The following is a 15,732-nucleotide window of genomic DNA, read 5'->3' on the forward strand; positions in this document are numbered from 1 at the left end:
CAACAACTCCTGTGGAGACGATCATGGACTTATCACTGCGTAAACTGGCCCTCGCCGCTGGCTGCATACTGTTCGCCGGCCAACTGCTGGCGGCTTCTTCCGCCGAGCCCAAGCGCCCGGAATGCATTGCTCCGGCCTCCCCCGGCGGCGGTTTCGACCTGACCTGCAAACTGGCGCAAAGCGCCCTGGTCAACGAAAAGCTGCTGAGTAAACCAATGCGCGTCACCTACATGCCCGGCGGTGTCGGCGCGGTGGCTTACAACGCGGTGGTGGCCCAGCGCCCCGCCGATGCCGGGACCCTGGTGGCCTGGTCCAGCGGTTCGCTGCTGAACCTGGCCCAGGGCAAGTTCGGTCGTTTCGATGAAAGCGCTGTGCGCTGGCTCGCCGCTGTCGGCACCAGCTACGGCGCCATCGCGGTGAAAAACGACTCGCCCTACAAGAACCTCGACGATCTGGTCCAGGCGCTGAAAAAAGACCCGAGCAAAGTGGTGATCGGCTCCGGCGGCACCGTCGGCAGCCAGGACTGGATGCAGACCGCGCTGATCGCCAAGGCCGCCGGCATCAACCCCCGTGACCTGCGCTACGTGGCCCTGGAAGGCGGCGGTGAAATCGCCACCGCCCTGCTCGGCGGGCATATCCAGGTCGGCAGTACCGACATCTCCGACTCCATGCCGCACATCCTCGCCGGTGACATGCGCCTGCTGGCGGTGTTCTCCGACAAGCGCCTGGACGAGCCGGAAATGAAAGACATCCCCACCGCCAAGGAACAGGGCTACGACATCGTCTGGCCGGTGGTGCGCGGTTTCTACCTCGGGCCGAAAGTCACCGACGCGGAATACGCCTGGTGGAAAGAAGCCTTCGACAAGCTGCTGGTGTCGGAAGAGTTCGCCAAGCTGCGTGACCAGCGCGAGCTGTTCCCCTTCGCCATGACCGGCCCCGAGCTGGACACCTATGTGAAAAAACAGGTCGCCGACTACAAGACCCTGGCCAAAGAGTTCGGCCTGATTCAGTAATCGCCCCTGTTCTCACAGCCCGATCCTCGCGACGAGGACCGGGCTCAGGAGTTTGCCATGCTCATTCAACGTATTTTCGCCTCGGTGCTGTTGCTGGTGTGTGTCGGCCTGGCCCTGATGGCCTGGCCGTACCAGGCGGCTTTTTCCTATGAACCGGTCGGTCCCCGCGCCTTCCCCCTGCTGATGCTCGGGCTGATGGGCCTGGCGCTGCTTTACATGGTGTTTCGTCCGGCCCCCATCAAGCACACCGAAGACGAGCCGCCCCTGGACCGTGAAACCCTGACCAAGATCGCCATCTGCGTGGTCCTGTTGCTGGTGTTTGCCGGCCTGTTCGAGCCCCTGGGCTTCATCCTCAGCAGTGTGCTGATCGGCATTCCCATGGCGCGCCTGTACGGCGGTCGCTGGCTGCCCAGCGCCGTGGTCACCACCTTGATGGCCGTCGGGCTGTACGTGCTCTTCGACCGGGTCATGGATGTGCCTCTGCCCCTGGGCCTGCTCGACGTTCTGGAGAACTGATATGGATACTCTTGGCTATTTGGGCCAGGGTTTCGGCGTCGCGCTGAGCCCTTACAACCTGGTCACCGCCCTCGCCGGCACCCTGATCGGCACCGTGGTCGGCCTGCTTCCGGGCCTGGGCCCGATCAACGGCGTGGCCCTGCTGATCCCCATCGCCTTCGCCCTGGGCCTGCCCCCGGAGTCGGCGTTGATCCTGCTGGCAGCGGTGTACCTGGGTTGCGAATACGGCGGCCGGATCAGCTCGATCCTGCTGAACATCCCGGGGGAAGCCTCCACCGTGATGACCACCCTCGACGGCTACCCGATGGCTCGCAAAGGCATGGCCGGCGTGGCCTTGTCGCTGTCGGCCTGGAGTTCGTTCATCGGCGCGTTCATCGCCACCTGCGGCATGGTGCTATTTGCCCCGCTGCTGGCCAAATGGGCGATCGCCTTCGGCCCGGCGGAATACTTCGTGCTGATGGTGTTTGCCATTGTCTGCCTCGGCGGCATGGCCGGCGACCGGCCGTTGAAGACCTTTATCGCCGCCCTGATCGGGCTGTTCCTGTCGGCGGTGGGCATCGACGCCAACAGCGGCGTGTACCGCTTCACCGGCGACAACATCCACCTCACCGACGGTATTCAGTTCGTGGTGCTGGTGCTGGGCCTGTTCTCCATCAGCGAAATCCTCTTGCTGCTGGAAAAGACCCATCGCGGCCAGGAAGCGGTGAAAGCCACCGGGCGCATGATGTTCAACTTCAAGGAAGCGGCCTCGGTGTTCGTGGTGAACGTGCGCTGCGGCCTGCTGGGTTTCATCATGGGTGTGCTGCCGGGCGCCGGCGCGACCCTGGCCAGTGCCGTGGCCTACATGACTGAAAAACGCATCGCCGGTGCCAGCGGCAAATTCGGCCAGGGCGACGCCCGTGGCCTGGCCGCCCCGGAAACCGCGATCGGGGCCTCCGCTTGCGGCGCGCTGGTACCGATGCTGACCCTCGGTGTTCCGGGTTCCGGCACCACCGCGGTGATGATCGGCGCCCTGTCGTTGTACAACATCACGCCGGGCCCGCTGTTGTTCCAGCAGCAACCGGACATTGTCTGGGGCCTGATCGCCTCATTGTTCATCGCCAACATCATGCTGGTGATCCTCAACATCCCGATGATCCGCATCTTCACCCGCATCCTGGCCGTACCGAACTGGGCCCTGGTGCCGGTGATCGCGATCATCACCGGGATCGGCGTCTACGCAGTGCACGCCACCACCTTCGACCTGTTCCTGATGGTCGGTATCGGCATCTTCGGCTACATCCTGCGCAAGCTGGACTTCCCACTATCGCCGGTCCTGCTGGGCTTTATCCTCGGCGGCCTGATGGAGCAGAACCTGCGTCGCGCCCTGTCGATTTCCAACGGTGCGATGGAGATCCTCTGGTCGAGCCCGATCACCCTGGGTGTGTGGATCCTGACCATCCTCATGCTGCTCATGCCGCTGCTGCGCATCTGGCGCAAGCGCTCGGCACAGCAACGCACGGTGGCCGATGTCTGAGGTCACCTTCAGACAGTGGTGGGGCACGCCCCTGGTGGGTCTGGCTGGCGGTTACCTCGCCAGCCAGGTCGGCTGGCCGCTGCCCTGGATGGTCGGCTCGTTACTGGCGATCATCCTGGTGCGCTGCCTGACCCCCTGGCAATTGGCGGAAATCCCCGGCGGCCGTAAATGCGGGCAATGGGTGGTGGGCATCGGCATCGGCCTGCACTTCACCCCGGTGGTGATGCAGCAGGTGATGAGCCACTTCGGCCTGATCTTTTTCGGGGCCCTGGTCACCAGCCTGTCCAGTGTGGTCGGGGTCTGGTTGCTGCGGCGCACCGGTGAGGATCGGGCCACTGCGTTTTTCTCCAGCATGCCGGGGGGCTCCGGCGAAATGGTCAACCTCGGCGCACGCAATGGCGCGGTGCTCAGCCGGGTTGCCGCCGGGCAGAGCCTGCGGGTGCTGACGGTGGTGCTGTGTGTGCCGGCCGCCTTCAAGTACCTGTTAGGCGACGGCGTGCCGCAGTTGCACCCGGCCAGTGTCGACGTCTATTGGCTGGCCTTGCTGTTTCCGGCGGGCGCCCTGCTCGCCTGGATCTGGCAACGCCTGCGCCAGCCTAACCCCTGGTTGTTCGGCCCCTTGCTGGTGAGCGCCGCGGTGAGCATCGGCTGGGACCTGCACATCGGTCTGCCGGACGGTGGCAGCCAGATCGGCCAATGGCTGATCGGCAGCGGCCTGGGCTGTCACTTCAACCGCCAGTTTTTTCGCCGCGCCCCATCGTTTATGGGCCGCACCCTGATTGGCACGGCCCTGACCATGCTGATCGCCAGCCTCGCGGCCCTGGCCCTGAGCGCCATGACCCATCTGGACCTGCGTTCACTGACCTTGGGCATGATGCCCGGCGGTATTGCGGAAATGAGCCTGACAGCCGAGACGCTGCAACTGTCAGTGCCCCTGGTGACGGCGATGCAGGTGATGCGCTTGTTGTTTGTGCTGTTTCTGGCAGAGCCGTTATTCCGCCACTGGAACCGCCAACCTTAACCCCACCGCAGGAGCCGGCTCGCCGGCGATAGCGCCCTCACCACCAACCACCCAACTCCCACCTCGCCTTGAGCTCGACCTTAAAGCGGCGGCAGGCGCCACTCGATCGGCGTCTCGCCGTTCTGCTCCAGGTACTTGTTGGTGCGGCTGAAATGCCCGCAGCCAAGAAACCCTCGATAAGCCGACAACGGCGACGGGTGCACCGAGGTCAGCACCAGGTGCTTGGTGGCGTCGATCAGCTTCTGCTTGCTCTGGGCATGGGCGCCCCACAGCAGGAACACCAGGTGCGGCTGATGCTCGCTGACCACTTCGATGATCCGGTCGGTAAAGAACTGCCAACCTTTGCCCGCATGGGCGTTGGCGTTGGCCCGCTCCACGGTCATGGTGGTGTTGAGCATCAGCACGCCCTGGTCGGCCCAACTTTGCAGGTAGCCGTGGTTGGGGATGTCGATGTTCAGGTCGCGCTTGAGCTCTTTATAGATGTTCACCAGGGACGGCGGCGCCGGCACCCCGGGCTGTACCGAGAAGCACAGGCCGTGGGCCTGGCCCGGGCCGTGGTACGGGTCCTGGCCGAGGATCACCACCTTGACCTTGTCCAGCGGCGTGGAGTTGAGCGCGTTGAAAATCATCGGGCCCGGCGGGTAGATCTCTTTGCCGGCAGCGTGTTCCTGGCGCAGGAACTCACGCAACTCTGTCATGTAGGGCTGGTCGAATTCGGCACGCAGTGCTTCCTTCCAGCTCGGTTCGAGTTTGATACGGTCGTCGACAGTCATGGGGGCACCCGGAAAAAACAATGGCCGCACCCTAGAAAAGCCCACCACGCTTGTCAATTGATCTGACACAGAACCGACACTTTGCCCCACAGCGATCATACTGAGCGCTCAAATTTCCGATCGAGGTCACGATGAATCTGCACTTCGAAGAACTGACCGGCACCGATGGCGCCCGTCTCGGCATCGCCAGCCTGGATGCCGAAAAGTCCCTGAATGCCCTGTCCCTACCAATGATCCAGGCCTTGAGCGAACGTCTCGACACCTGGGCCAAAGACCCGCAAGTGGTGTGTGTGCTGCTGCGCGGCAACGGTGCCAAGGCTTTTTGCGCCGGCGGTGAAGTGCGCAGCCTGGTCCAGGCCTGCCGGGCGCACCCGGGGCAGGTCCCGCCCCTGGCCGCGCAGTTCTTCGCCGACGAATATCGCCTCGACTACCGCTTGCACACCTACCCAAAACCGCTGATCGCCTGGGGCCACGGTTACGTGCTGGGCGGCGGCATGGGGCTGTTGCAGGGGGCCAATATCCGCATCGTCACCCCCAGCAGCCGGCTGGCCATGCCGGAAATCAGCATCGGTCTGTACCCGGACGTGGGCGCCAGTTGGTTCCTCTCGCGCCTGCCGGGCAAGCTCGGGCTGTTCCTCGGTTTGACCGGTGCCCATATGAACGGCCGTGACGCCCTCGACCTGGACCTCGCCGACCGCTTCTTGCTGGACGAACAACAGGAAGAACTGATCGACGGCCTGCTGCAACTCAACTGGCAGGAACAGATCCCCATGCAACTCAACAGCCTGCTCAAGGCCCTGCAGCAGGAGGCCGTCGGGCAACTGCCGCAAGCCCAATGGCTGCCGCGCCGAAGCCAGATCGACGAGTGGCTGGATGTCAGTAACGTGGCCTGCGCCTGGCGCGCCCTCAACCAATTGAGCGGCCACAGCGATGAACTCTTCAGCCGCGCGGCGAAAACCCTCAGCGAGGGCAGCCCCCTGACCGCGCACCTGGTGTGGGAGCAGATCCGTCGGGCGCGGCACCTGTCCCTGGCCGAAGTGTTCCAGATGGAATACACCCTGAGCTTGAACTGCTGCCGCCACCCGGAGTTCAGCGAAGGGGTGCGCGCGCGCCTGATCGACAAAGACCACAAGCCCCATTGGCACTGGCCGGATGTCAACAGCGTGCCCGAAGCGGTGGTCGAAGCGCATTTCCACAAGGCCTGGGAAGGTCGCCATCCGTTGGCGGATTTGTCGGACTACTGACCCGGGTTTCTCTCGCCCACAAAAAACGGCGCTCAATGCGCCGTTTTTTCTACGTCTCAAACCCCGGCCGTAGCCGGATCAGCGGTTATGGTCGCCGCGACCATCGTGGCCTCGGTCCCGGTCACCGCGACCGCCATGATCACCCCGACCGCCTCCGCCATTGGGTCGGTTTTGCCCGCCGCCATTGTTCCAGTTGGGACGGTCATGACCGCCACCGCTGCTCAAGTTGGGCCGATCACGTCCGCCGCCACCGTTGTTCCAGTTCGGCCGATCACGCCCACCGCCGCCGGTGCTCCAGTTCGGCCGGTCACGCCCGCCGCCGCCATTCCAGTTAGGGCGATCGTGCCCACCACCGTTATTCCAGTTCGGACGATTATGCCCACCGCCCCAGCCCGGGTTGGGCGCAGGTCGGTAGACCGTACGTGGCGCTGAATAGTAGCGCGGGGCCGGCTGGTAATAACGGGGAGCAGCCTGGTAGTAGCGCTGCGTGTAGACGGTGCTGCCCGGACTGTAATAGGAGCCGCCGTAGTAGCTCGGTGCCGGGCTGCTATAGATATCTGAGCTGTAATAGCTGGAACCTCCGCCGTAATAGGGGACGCAAGCAGAAAGAGTCAAACCCAGGAACGCAGTGATAAGCAGTCGACGATACATGGCGGCCTCCTGGACCGCGGATGAGCCACACCAGCGACGCTGGCGAGCGGCAGTCAGATAGGCTCTGGCTGACGAATAATCTGACCGCGAAAAGCCTATCTGGTGCGGCTTTCGCAATACATTGAAACAACTGTCCGACCGGCAACCGCCCCGCCCGCGCCAAGCAAAAAAAGCGCCGCCCAAGACACGGGCAGCGCGGGTTTGCAGGCAACGCCAGATCGATCAATGACGCCAGCGGCGGCCGCCATAACCGCCACCGTAATAGTGCGGACCATAACCTCCGTAATAGTGAGGGCGGTAATAACCAGGGCCGTAATAACCGCCGTAGTCATACGGGCGATAACCGTAGTAGTAAGGGCCCGGCACCGTATACACATCGGTGCGGTAATACCCCGGGCCGGGGTAGTAAGGTACACAGGCGCCCAGGCTCAGGCCGAGCACAACAGCGAACAGGATTCGACGGGACATGGCGGCCTCCTGGACCGCAAGGAAGCCGCGCCAGCGACGCTGGGCGGCGTCAGCCGATCAAGCAAGGCTGACAGTCAATAAGACCGTAAAAACCCCCGGCGGTGCGCCGCCACTCGGGCCTGCCGACAGAAGGACAAGGCCCCCGCAAAAACGCCCCTGGCTCAACCTGATCCGAGCCAGTCAGCTCCCATTCAAGCCTCGCCACCTCGGCCCCACGCTGGTGCAGGCGCACCAACTCAACGCAAGCCGCCCCCCTTCCAGCTCGCCGAAAAAGCCGCCCAGCCCCTCAAGACCGGGGGTTGAGCCGACTTGGCACGCCTCTCGCTTTACCCCAAAGGTGCAGGAGTCATCACAGCTTCGCGGCACCACAATTTGCAATGGCTGACTAGGGTTCCGGCTCGCATTCGCGAGTGGCTGGTCCGAGAGTTGGCGACCTCCAGTTGAGGTTACACGGCGGGACAAAAGCCCGGGAGACAAGCCACCGTTCACGGTGCCGCGTTGCCTTCTGTCCGCCCTTGATCAACTGGAGAACCGCCATGCCATCACGTCGTTTACCCGCCCTGTTCGCCGCCGCCTTCGCCGCCCTGGTGAGCCTCTCGTCCCACGCTGCGCCAAAAGACCACTTCAGTGTCTGCTGGACCCTCTACGCCGGCTGGATGCCCTGGGAATACGCTGGCAGCCAGGGCATCGTCGATAAATGGGCGAAGAAGTACGGGATCAAGATCGATGTCGTGCAGCTCAACGACTACGTCGAATCCATCAACCAATACACCGCCGGCCAGTTCGATGGCTGCACCATGACCAATATGGACGCCCTGACCATTCCCGCCGCCGGCGGCGTGGACAGCACCGCGCTGATCGTCAGCGATTTCTCCAATGGCAACGACGGCATCGTGCTCAAGGGCGAAGGCAAGACGGTCGCCGACCTCAAGGGCCTGGACGTCAATCTGGTGGAGCTTTCGGTGTCCCACTACCTGCTGGCTCGCGCCCTGGACTCGGTGGACCTGAGCGAAAAAGACCTGAAGGTGGTCAACACCTCCGACGCCGACATCTCGGCGGCCTTCAACACTGACCAAGTCAAGGCCGTGACCACCTGGAACCCCATGCTCTCGGACATCAAGGCCAAGCCCGGGGTGACGCAAGTCTTCAACTCCAGCCAGATCCCCGGCGAGATCATGGACATGATGGTGGTCAACAGCCAGACCCTCAAAGACAACCCCGCCCTGGGCAAGGCCCTGACCGGCGCCTGGTTCGAAGTGGTGGCGCTGATGAACGCCAAAAATGCCGCCAGCCAGGCCGCCCTGGAGCACATGGCGAAGGCCTCGGGCACCGACCTCGCCGGGTTCCAGGCACAACTGGACACCACCAAGCTGTTCGCCACGCCCCAGGAAGCCCTGGCCTTCGCCACCAGCAAGCAATTGCCGGACACCATGCGCAAGGTCGCCGAGTTCTCGTTCCAGCACGGCCTGCTGGGGGAAGGCGCCAAGGACACCAGCGCGGTGGGCATGAGTTTCGCCGGCGGGGTCAGCAGCGGCGACAAGAACAACCTCAAGCTGCGCTTCGACCCGATCTACGTGCAACTGGCCGCCGACAACCAGCTGTGAGCCCTGTCATCCCCTGGAGGACCTGGCCATGCGCCTGATCAATCGTCACCCCGATCGCCCGAGTCGCCTGTTGCTGGTGCTCCTGCCGTTCGCCCTGGTGCTGCTGGCTTACTTCATGGGGTCGGCCGAGCGTCTGGCGGACAACCCCAACGACAAGCTGCTGCCCAGCGCAGTGCAGATGGTCGACGCGGTCAAGCGCCTGGGCTTTACCGCCGACCCGCGCAGCGGCGACTACCTGTTGTGGCAAGACACCGCTGCAAGCCTCAAGCGCCTGGCCATGGGCCTGGGCATCAGCGCCCTGGCCGGCCTGTGCCTGGGCATTGCCGCCGGCACCTTGCCGTTGTTCGGTGCGCCCTTGTCGCCGTTGCTGACGGTGCTGTCGATGGTGCCGCCGTTGGCGATCCTGCCGATCCTGTTCATCGTCTTCGGCCTCGGGGAGCTGTCCAAGGTGATGCTGATCGTCATCGGCATCACCCCCTGCCTGGCCCGGGACCTGGAGCAGCGGGCCCGGGAGATCCCCGTGGAACTGCTGATCAAGGCCCAGACCCTGGGCGCCTCGACCTGGACCCTGATCCTGCGGGTGGTGCTGCCGCAATTGCTGCCACGGCTGCTGATCGCCCTGCGCCTGATGCTGGGGTCGGCCTGGCTGTTCCTGATCGCCGCCGAAGCCATCGCCTCCACCGATGGCCTGGGCTACCGGATTTTCCTGGTGCGCCGCTACCTGGCCATGGACGTGATCCTGCCGTACGTGGTGTGGATCACCCTGCTCGCCTGGCTCATGGACTGGGGCCTCAAGCGCCTGACCCGACGTGCGTTCCCCTGGTACGAAGGGGCACGCCCATGAGCTTCATCACGGTCAACAACCTGTGGCAGCAGTACGCCGGACAAGTGGTGCTGGAACGCCTCAACCTACAGATCAACGAAGGAGAGTTCTGCACCCTGGTGGGCGCCTCGGGGTGCGGCAAGTCGACCTTCCTGCGCTTGCTGCTGGGCCAAGAACGCGCCAGCCGCGGCGAGATCCTGCTGGATGGCCAGCCCCTGCTCGGCGAGCCGGACCCCAGCCGCGGCGTGGTGTTCCAGCGCTACTCGGTATTCCCCCACCTGTCGGTGCTGGACAACGTCGCCCTGGGCCTGGAACTGCCACGCTCGCCGCTGCTCGGCCGGCTGTTCGGCAGCGCCAAGCGCGAAGCCCGGGAACAGGCCGCCACCCTGCTGCACAAGGTCGGCCTCGGCCATGCCCTGGACAAGTACCCGGCCCAACTCTCCGGTGGCATGCAACAACGCCTGGCGATTGCCCAGGCGCTGATCATGAAACCCCGGGTACTGCTGCTGGACGAACCCTTCGGCGCCCTCGACCCGGGCATCCGCAAGGACATGCACCAACTGCTCCTGGAGCTGTGGCGTGAAACCCGGCTGACGGTGTTCATGGTCACCCACGACCTGGCCGAAGGCTTCAGCCTGGGCACCCGCTTGCTGGTGTTCGACAAGGTCCGTCACGACCCCCACGCCCCAGGTGCCTATGGCGCACGCATCACCTACGACATCCCTTTGAACAGCGACCGCCGCGCACTGCGCGCCGCCGTCGACGCCCTGCCGGCAACGCTGGCAGGCACGCTGCGTATTGCTTGAGAGGACTTTAGCCATGACCGATTCGACCCTACTGTTCCCGCCCTTCGCCGAAGAAACATTGCCCGGCGGCGGCCACCGCTCCTTTGTCCTCAAGCGCGGCCAATTGCTGCGCCTGACCGACCTGCGCGGCGGCGCCAACGTCAGCCTGACCCTGCTCAATGCCCACGAGAAAACCGAACGCCTGAACCTGCCCGACAGCCTCAAGTGCCAACACACCGCCAAACTCACCGCCGGCCACTGCCTGTACTCGGACATGGGCCGGGTGCTGGCGGCCATCACCGCCGACACCTGCGGCTGGAGCGACAGCCTCGGTGGCGTGCTGTGCGCAGAGGAAGTCGAAGAGAAGTACGGCCAGGGACGTTTCCAGGAACGGCGCAACGGTTTCTACCGTAATGGCACCGACAACTTGCTGGTGGAACTGGGCAAATGGGGCCTGGGCCTGTCCGACCTGCTGATGACCCTGAACCTGTTCAGCCGGGTCGATGTGGACGCCGACGGCGGCCTGCATTTTGTGCCCGGCAACGCCAAGGCCGGCGACTACATCGAACTCTACGCACCGATGGACACCCTGGTGGTGCTCACTGCCCTGCAGCACCCCATGGACCCCAAACCCGAATACGCCCCCCAGCCGCTCAAGCTCAGTTGGATGAACGCCGACCCCAGCGTCGCCGAGCATTGCCGCACTTCGCGCCCGGAGAACGAGCGCGGTTTCATCAACACCGACCGTCTGTTCGCCTGAGGATCGCCGCCATGTCTCTCGCCCTCGCCACTGCTGAAAAACACCCCGACACCGCGGTGTACCGCGCCACCATCCCCGCCGGCGAACCCTGGCTGATGGAAGTCAAGGCCGGTCAGACCCTGCGCATCCTCGACCTGGAAGGCAACCAGGCCGTGGACACCCTGTTCTACAGCCTGGCCAACCCCAAGGAGCGCTATGACGTGCAACGCACCCTGCGCCGGCAAAACCGGGTCTACCTGAGCACCGGCAGCGTGCTCTATTCCAACCTGGGCCGGCCGATGCTGACCCTCGTGGCCGACACCTGCGGCCAGCACGACACCCTGGGCGGGGCCTGCGCCCAGGAAAGCAACACCGTGCGCTACGCCCTGGAAAAACGCTACATGCACAGTTGCCGCGACAACTACCTGCGGGCCTGCGCCCACGATGGCCGCCTGGGCAAGGGTGACATCGGCCCCAACATCAACTTCTTCATGAACGTGCCGGTCACCGCCGACGGCGGCCTGACCTTCGAAGACGGCATTTCGGCACCCGGCAAATACGTCGACCTGCGGGCGGAAATGGACGTGATCGTGCTGATCTCCAACTGCCCGCAACTGAACAACCCCTGCAACGCCTACAACCCCACCCCTGCGGAGCTATTGGTATGGAACTGAAATTCCCGCGTCTGCGTCGCTGGTTGTTCGCCCTGTGCCAGAGCCGTTCGGGGCAGTGCCTGAAGTAACCCGGGCCTGGACTTTGCCGCCGGGGACGACCCCGGCGCCCATCGACAACTGCGGGACGGCCCGCATCCCAGGTCGAGGCGGATCCGTGATCGCCTCCAGGGGTTATGCCATGTTCGAAACTCTCTTGATCGCCAACCGCGGCGCCATTGCCTGTCGCATCCTGCGCACCCTGCGCGAACTGCAGGTCAAAGGCGTTGCCGTGTATTCCGAGGCCGATGCCGCCAGCCTGCACATTTTGCAAGCCGATGAAGCCCACAGCCTCGGCGAAGGGGCCGCGGCGGGCACTTACCTGGCGGTGGACAAGATCCTCGCCATCGCACGGGCCAGCGGCGCCACGGCGATTCACCCCGGCTACGGTTTTCTCTCGGAGAACGCGGCCTTCGCCGAAGCCTGCGAAGCCGCGGGCATCGCCTTTGTCGGGCCAACCCCCGATCAGTTGCGCGTGTTCGGCCTGAAACACACCGCCCGCGCCCTGGCCCGTGCCCAAGGCGTGCCGTTGCTCGAAGGCAGCGAGCTGCTGGACGACCTCGACGCCGCCCTGCTCGCCGCTGCGCAGGTGGGCTACCCGGTGATGCTCAAAAGCACCGCCGGCGGCGGTGGCATCGGCATGCGCGTCTGCCGCAGCGCTGCCGAGTTGAGTGAGTGCTTCGAAGGGGTCAAACGCCTGGGCCAGAACAACTTCAGCGACGCCGGGGTGTTTATCGAGCAATACATCCAGCGCGCTCGGCACCTGGAGGTCCAGGTGTTCGGCGACGGCCAGGGCCAGGTCATCGCCCTCGGCGTGCGCGACTGCTCGGTGCAACGGCGCAACCAGAAAGTCCTTGAAGAAACCCCGGCGCCCAACCTGCCCGAAGGCATGGCTGAAGCCCTGTGCGCCGCGGCCATCCAACTGGCCAAGGCGGTCAACTACCGCAGCGCTGGCACCGTGGAGTTCGTCTTCGACAGCGACACGCAACGCTTCTATTTCCTCGAAGTGAACACCCGCTTGCAAGTAGAGCACGGGGTCACGGAGCAAGTCTGGGGCGTCGACCTGGTGCGCTGGATGGTGCAATTGGCCGCTGGCGACCTGCCGCCGCTGAGCCATCTGAGCCAGACCCTTCAGGCGTCCGGCCATGCCATCCAGGCGCGCTTGTACGCCGAAGACCCGGGGCGGGATTTCCAGCCCAGCCCCGGTCTGCTGACGGCGGTTAGCTTCCCGGAGGCCGATGGCAAACAGCTGCGCATCGACACTTGGGTCGAAGCCGGCTGCGAAATCCCACCCTATTTCGACCCAATGATCGCCAAGGTCATCAGTTGGGCCCCGGACCGCGAACAGGCGCGCCAGGCACTGCATCAGGTACTGGGCGACAGCGTGCTCTATGGCGTGGAGACCAACCGCGATTACCTGCGGCAGATTCTGCTCGCGGCACCTTTCGCCAGCGGCCGGCCCTGGACCCGTTGCCTGGAAGGCCTGAGCTACCAGGCCAATACCCTGGAAGTGCTCAGCGCCGGCACCCAGACCAGCGTCCAGGACTACCCCGGGCGCCTCGGCTACTGGGCGGTCGGCGTGCCGCCTTCCGGGCCGATGGACAGCCGAGCCTTGCGTCTGGGCAACCGCCTGCTGGGCAACGAAGAGGGCGCCGCCGCCCTGGAAATCACCATGAGCGGGCCCTTGCTACGCTTCAACTGCGATGCGGTGGTGGCCGTGACCGGCGCGGTGATCCCCCTGACCTTGAACGGCGAACCGCAGCCGATGAATCGCGCGCTGCTGATTCCGGCCGGCGCCACCCTGAGCCTGGGCACCCTCGCCGGGGCTGGGGCACGCAGCTACCTGTGCCTGCGCGGCGGGCTGCAGGTACCGGATTACCTGGGCAGTAAAAGCACCTTCACCCTGGGCCAGTTCGGCGGCCATGGCGGTCGTGCCCTGCGGGCCGGGGACGTGCTGCACCTGCCGGTCCTGAACGAGCGCAGCGCCGGCCAGCAACTGGCACCGCAGCAGCTCGTCGAGTTGCCGCCCGTGCGGCAGATCCGCGTGATCTATGGCCCCCATGGCGCGCCGGAATACTTCACCGAGGGCTATATCGAAACTTTCTTCACCACCCAGTGGGAAGTGCATTTCAACTCCAGCCGCACCGGGGTGCGGCTGATCGGGCCGAAGCCGGAATGGGTGCGGGCCGACGGTGGCGAGGCCGGGCTGCACCCGTCGAATATCCATGACAACCCCTACGCGATCGGCGCCGTGGACTTTACCGGCGACATGCCGGTAATCCTCGGTCCGGATGGCCCAAGCCTGGGTGGTTTTGTCTGCCCGGTGACGGTAATCGAGGCCGACCTGTGGCAACTGGGCCAGCTCAAGGCCGGCGACAAGGTGCAGTTCTTTCCGGTCAGCCTGGAGCAGGCCCGCAACGCATGCCGGGACTGGCTGAGCGCTTCGGGCCCGCAACCTTCATTTGCGCCAGGCCCTCTCCAGGATCCGGTGGTCCTCGACCTTGGCCAGGACGATCGACGGCTGGTGGCGCGGCTGGCCGGGGACACTCACCTGCTGCTGGAAATCGGCACACCGGAGCTGGACCTGGTGCTGCGCTTTCGCGGCCACGCCTTGATGCAAGCCCTGGAAGCCAAGGCCCTGCCCGGGGTGATCGACCTGACCCCGGGCATCCGCTCGCTGCAAGTGCACTACCGACCGGAGCAACTGCCCCTGGCCGACCTGCTGGGGATCATTGCCGGTGAATGGGATGGGGTGTGCGCCGCCCAGGACCTGCAAGTGCCGTCGCGCATCGTTCACCTGCCCTTGTCCTGGGACGACCCGGCTTGCCAATTGGCCATCGAGAAATACATGACCACGGTGCGCAAGGACGCGCCCTGGTGCCCGAGCAACCTGGAGTTCATCCGCCGCATCAACGACCTGCCCAACCTCGACGAAGTGCAGCGCACGGTGTTCGACGCCAGTTACCTGGTGATGGGCCTGGGCGACGTCTACCTCGGCGCCCCGGTGGCCACGCCGCTGGACCCGCGCCACCGCCTGGTGACCACCAAATACAACCCGGCGCGAACCTGGACCGCGGAAAACTCGGTGGGCATCGGCGGCGCCTACCTGTGCGTCTACGGCATGGAAGGCCCGGGCGGCTACCAGTTCGTCGGCCGCACCTTGCAGATGTGGAACCGCTACCGCGAGGTCGCGGCGTTCGAAGGCAAGCCCTGGTTGCTGCGCTTCTTCGACCAGATCCGTTTCTACCCGGTCTGCGCCGATGAGCTGCTGCGGATTCGGCGCGACTTTCCCCTTGGCCGTTTCGACTTGGACATCCAGCACAGCCAGCTCAAGCTGGCGGACTACCAGGCCTTTTTGCAGCAGCAGGCCGAGAGCATCGAGGCGTTTCGGCAGCAACAACAAGGCGCTTTCCAGGCCGAACGGGAACGCTGGATCGCCAGCGGCCAGGCGCACTTCGACAGCGAAGAGGCCTGCGCGCCCATCGGCGCCGACACGCCCCTGGAACTCGGCCAACTGAGCGTCGACAGCCACCTGGCCGGCAACCTCTGGCAGGTTCAGGTGGAGACCGGTAGCCGGGTCGCGGCGGGGGATGTGCTGGTGATCCTGGAGTCGATGAAAATGGAAATCCCGTTATTGGCCCCGGTGGCCGGGGTGGTCCGCGAGGTCCGAGTGCAGCCCGGTTCCGCGGTGCAGGCCGGGCAACGGGTGGTGGTACTGGAAGAACAACGGTAAAGGCCAGCGTGCCGGCGACAGGGCACTGGAGCCCATCTTGGAGCCCCCTCGCCGGCCCCTCGGCAGGGGCTGATTTTCTGCCGAAGGCGCCGCTAAATGACGCAGTTATTTCCGTGCCGTGCCACTAGAATGGCTC

The 15,732-nt window shown here is 64.8% G+C and carries 13 protein-coding genes, 1 pseudogene and 1 riboswitch; of the genes and pseudogenes, 11 read left to right on the forward strand and 3 right to left on the reverse strand.

Annotation, left to right across the window (positions count from 1 at the left end):
• Window positions 1-23 precede the first annotated feature (23 nt).
• The 4 genes from M1B35_RS23685 to M1B35_RS23700 are packed head-to-tail and all read left to right on the forward strand — an operon-like array spanning window position 24 to window position 4,066.
• Complete coding sequence (locus tag M1B35_RS23685; RefSeq protein ID WP_123336309.1) at window positions 24-1,013, forward strand: Bug family tripartite tricarboxylate transporter substrate binding protein; 990 nt, start codon at window positions 24-26, stop codon at window positions 1,011-1,013.
• A 57-nt stretch (window positions 1,014-1,070) separates the two neighbouring features.
• Window positions 1,071-1,529: a tripartite tricarboxylate transporter TctB family protein gene (locus M1B35_RS23690; protein ID WP_123336311.1), complete on the forward strand. Its 459-nt coding sequence runs from the start codon at window positions 1,071-1,073 to the stop codon at window positions 1,527-1,529.
• Between the two features lies 1 nt (window position 1,530).
• Window positions 1,531-3,045, forward strand: coding sequence for a tripartite tricarboxylate transporter permease (locus M1B35_RS23695; protein WP_123336313.1), 1,515 nt, complete (start codon window positions 1,531-1,533; stop codon window positions 3,043-3,045).
• On the forward strand, window positions 3,038-4,066 hold the full coding sequence (locus M1B35_RS23700) for an AbrB family transcriptional regulator (RefSeq protein ID WP_268263250.1): 1,029 nt from the start codon (window positions 3,038-3,040) through the stop codon (window positions 4,064-4,066). The genes M1B35_RS23695 and M1B35_RS23700 overlap by 8 nt, the downstream gene beginning before the upstream one ends.
• Before the next feature lie 80 nt (window positions 4,067-4,146).
• Here the strand turns inward: M1B35_RS23700 and ung are convergent, their stop codons facing one another.
• Window positions 4,147-4,839 (reverse strand): uracil-DNA glycosylase, encoded by a 693-nt coding sequence (gene ung / locus M1B35_RS23705; protein ID WP_123337503.1) that lies wholly within the window; start codon window positions 4,837-4,839, stop codon window positions 4,147-4,149.
• Between the two features lie 131 nt (window positions 4,840-4,970).
• Here ung and M1B35_RS23710 point away from each other — a divergent pair, with 131 nt between their 5' ends.
• A complete protein-coding gene (locus tag M1B35_RS23710) occupies window positions 4,971-6,083 on the forward strand; it encodes an enoyl-CoA hydratase/isomerase family protein (protein ID WP_268263251.1) in 1,113 nt (370 codons plus the stop codon).
• Between the two features lie 282 nt (window positions 6,084-6,365).
• On the opposite strand, the pseudogene M1B35_RS32530 reads toward M1B35_RS23710, so the two are convergent.
• Together M1B35_RS32530 and M1B35_RS23720 are read right to left on the reverse strand one after the other, a co-directional pair.
• Window positions 6,366-6,734: pseudogene (locus M1B35_RS32530) on the reverse strand (hypothetical protein); the annotation flags it as partial.
• Between the two features lie 222 nt (window positions 6,735-6,956).
• Complete coding sequence (locus M1B35_RS23720) at window positions 6,957-7,202, reverse strand: hypothetical protein (RefSeq protein ID WP_268263252.1); 246 nt, start codon at window positions 7,200-7,202, stop codon at window positions 6,957-6,959.
• Between the two features lie 374 nt (window positions 7,203-7,576).
• A riboswitch (guanidine-I (ykkC/yxkD leader) is annotated at window positions 7,577-7,677 on the forward strand.
• Window positions 7,678-7,738: 61 nt separating this feature from the next.
• Between M1B35_RS23720 and M1B35_RS23725 the strand changes: the two genes are divergently transcribed.
• The 6 genes from M1B35_RS23725 (at window position 7,739) to uca (ending at window position 15,596) form a co-directional block, all read left to right on the forward strand.
• Window positions 7,739-8,806: a putative urea ABC transporter substrate-binding protein gene (locus M1B35_RS23725; protein WP_268263253.1), complete on the forward strand. Its 1,068-nt coding sequence runs from the start codon at window positions 7,739-7,741 to the stop codon at window positions 8,804-8,806.
• Between the two features lie 28 nt (window positions 8,807-8,834).
• Entirely contained in the window at window positions 8,835-9,650 is an 816-nt protein-coding gene (locus M1B35_RS23730) for an ABC transporter permease (RefSeq protein ID WP_268263254.1), read from the forward strand.
• A complete protein-coding gene (locus M1B35_RS23735) occupies window positions 9,647-10,435 on the forward strand; it encodes an ABC transporter ATP-binding protein (protein ID WP_268263255.1) in 789 nt (262 codons plus the stop codon). Before M1B35_RS23730 ends, M1B35_RS23735 begins: the two co-directional genes overlap by 4 nt.
• Window positions 10,436-10,448: 13 nt before the next feature.
• Window positions 10,449-11,174 carry an urea amidolyase associated protein UAAP1 gene (locus M1B35_RS23740; protein WP_268263256.1) on the forward strand — a complete coding sequence of 242 codons (726 nt, stop codon included), beginning with the start codon at window positions 10,449-10,451 and terminating at the stop codon, window positions 11,172-11,174.
• An 11-nt stretch (window positions 11,175-11,185) separates the two neighbouring features.
• Complete coding sequence (locus M1B35_RS23745; protein WP_268263257.1) at window positions 11,186-11,827, forward strand: urea amidolyase associated protein UAAP2; 642 nt, start codon at window positions 11,186-11,188, stop codon at window positions 11,825-11,827.
• 178 nt (window positions 11,828-12,005) lie between these two features.
• The gene (uca, locus tag M1B35_RS23750; protein WP_268263258.1) at window positions 12,006-15,596 is read left to right on the forward strand and encodes an urea carboxylase; all 3,591 of its coding nucleotides are present in this window, start codon (window positions 12,006-12,008) and stop codon (window positions 15,594-15,596) included.
• Window positions 15,597-15,732: the final 136 nt, after the last annotated feature.

The sequence above is a fragment of the Pseudomonas morbosilactucae genome, from assembly GCF_023241665.1.
Lineage (GTDB): Bacteria > Pseudomonadota > Gammaproteobacteria > Pseudomonadales > Pseudomonadaceae > Aquipseudomonas > Aquipseudomonas morbosilactucae.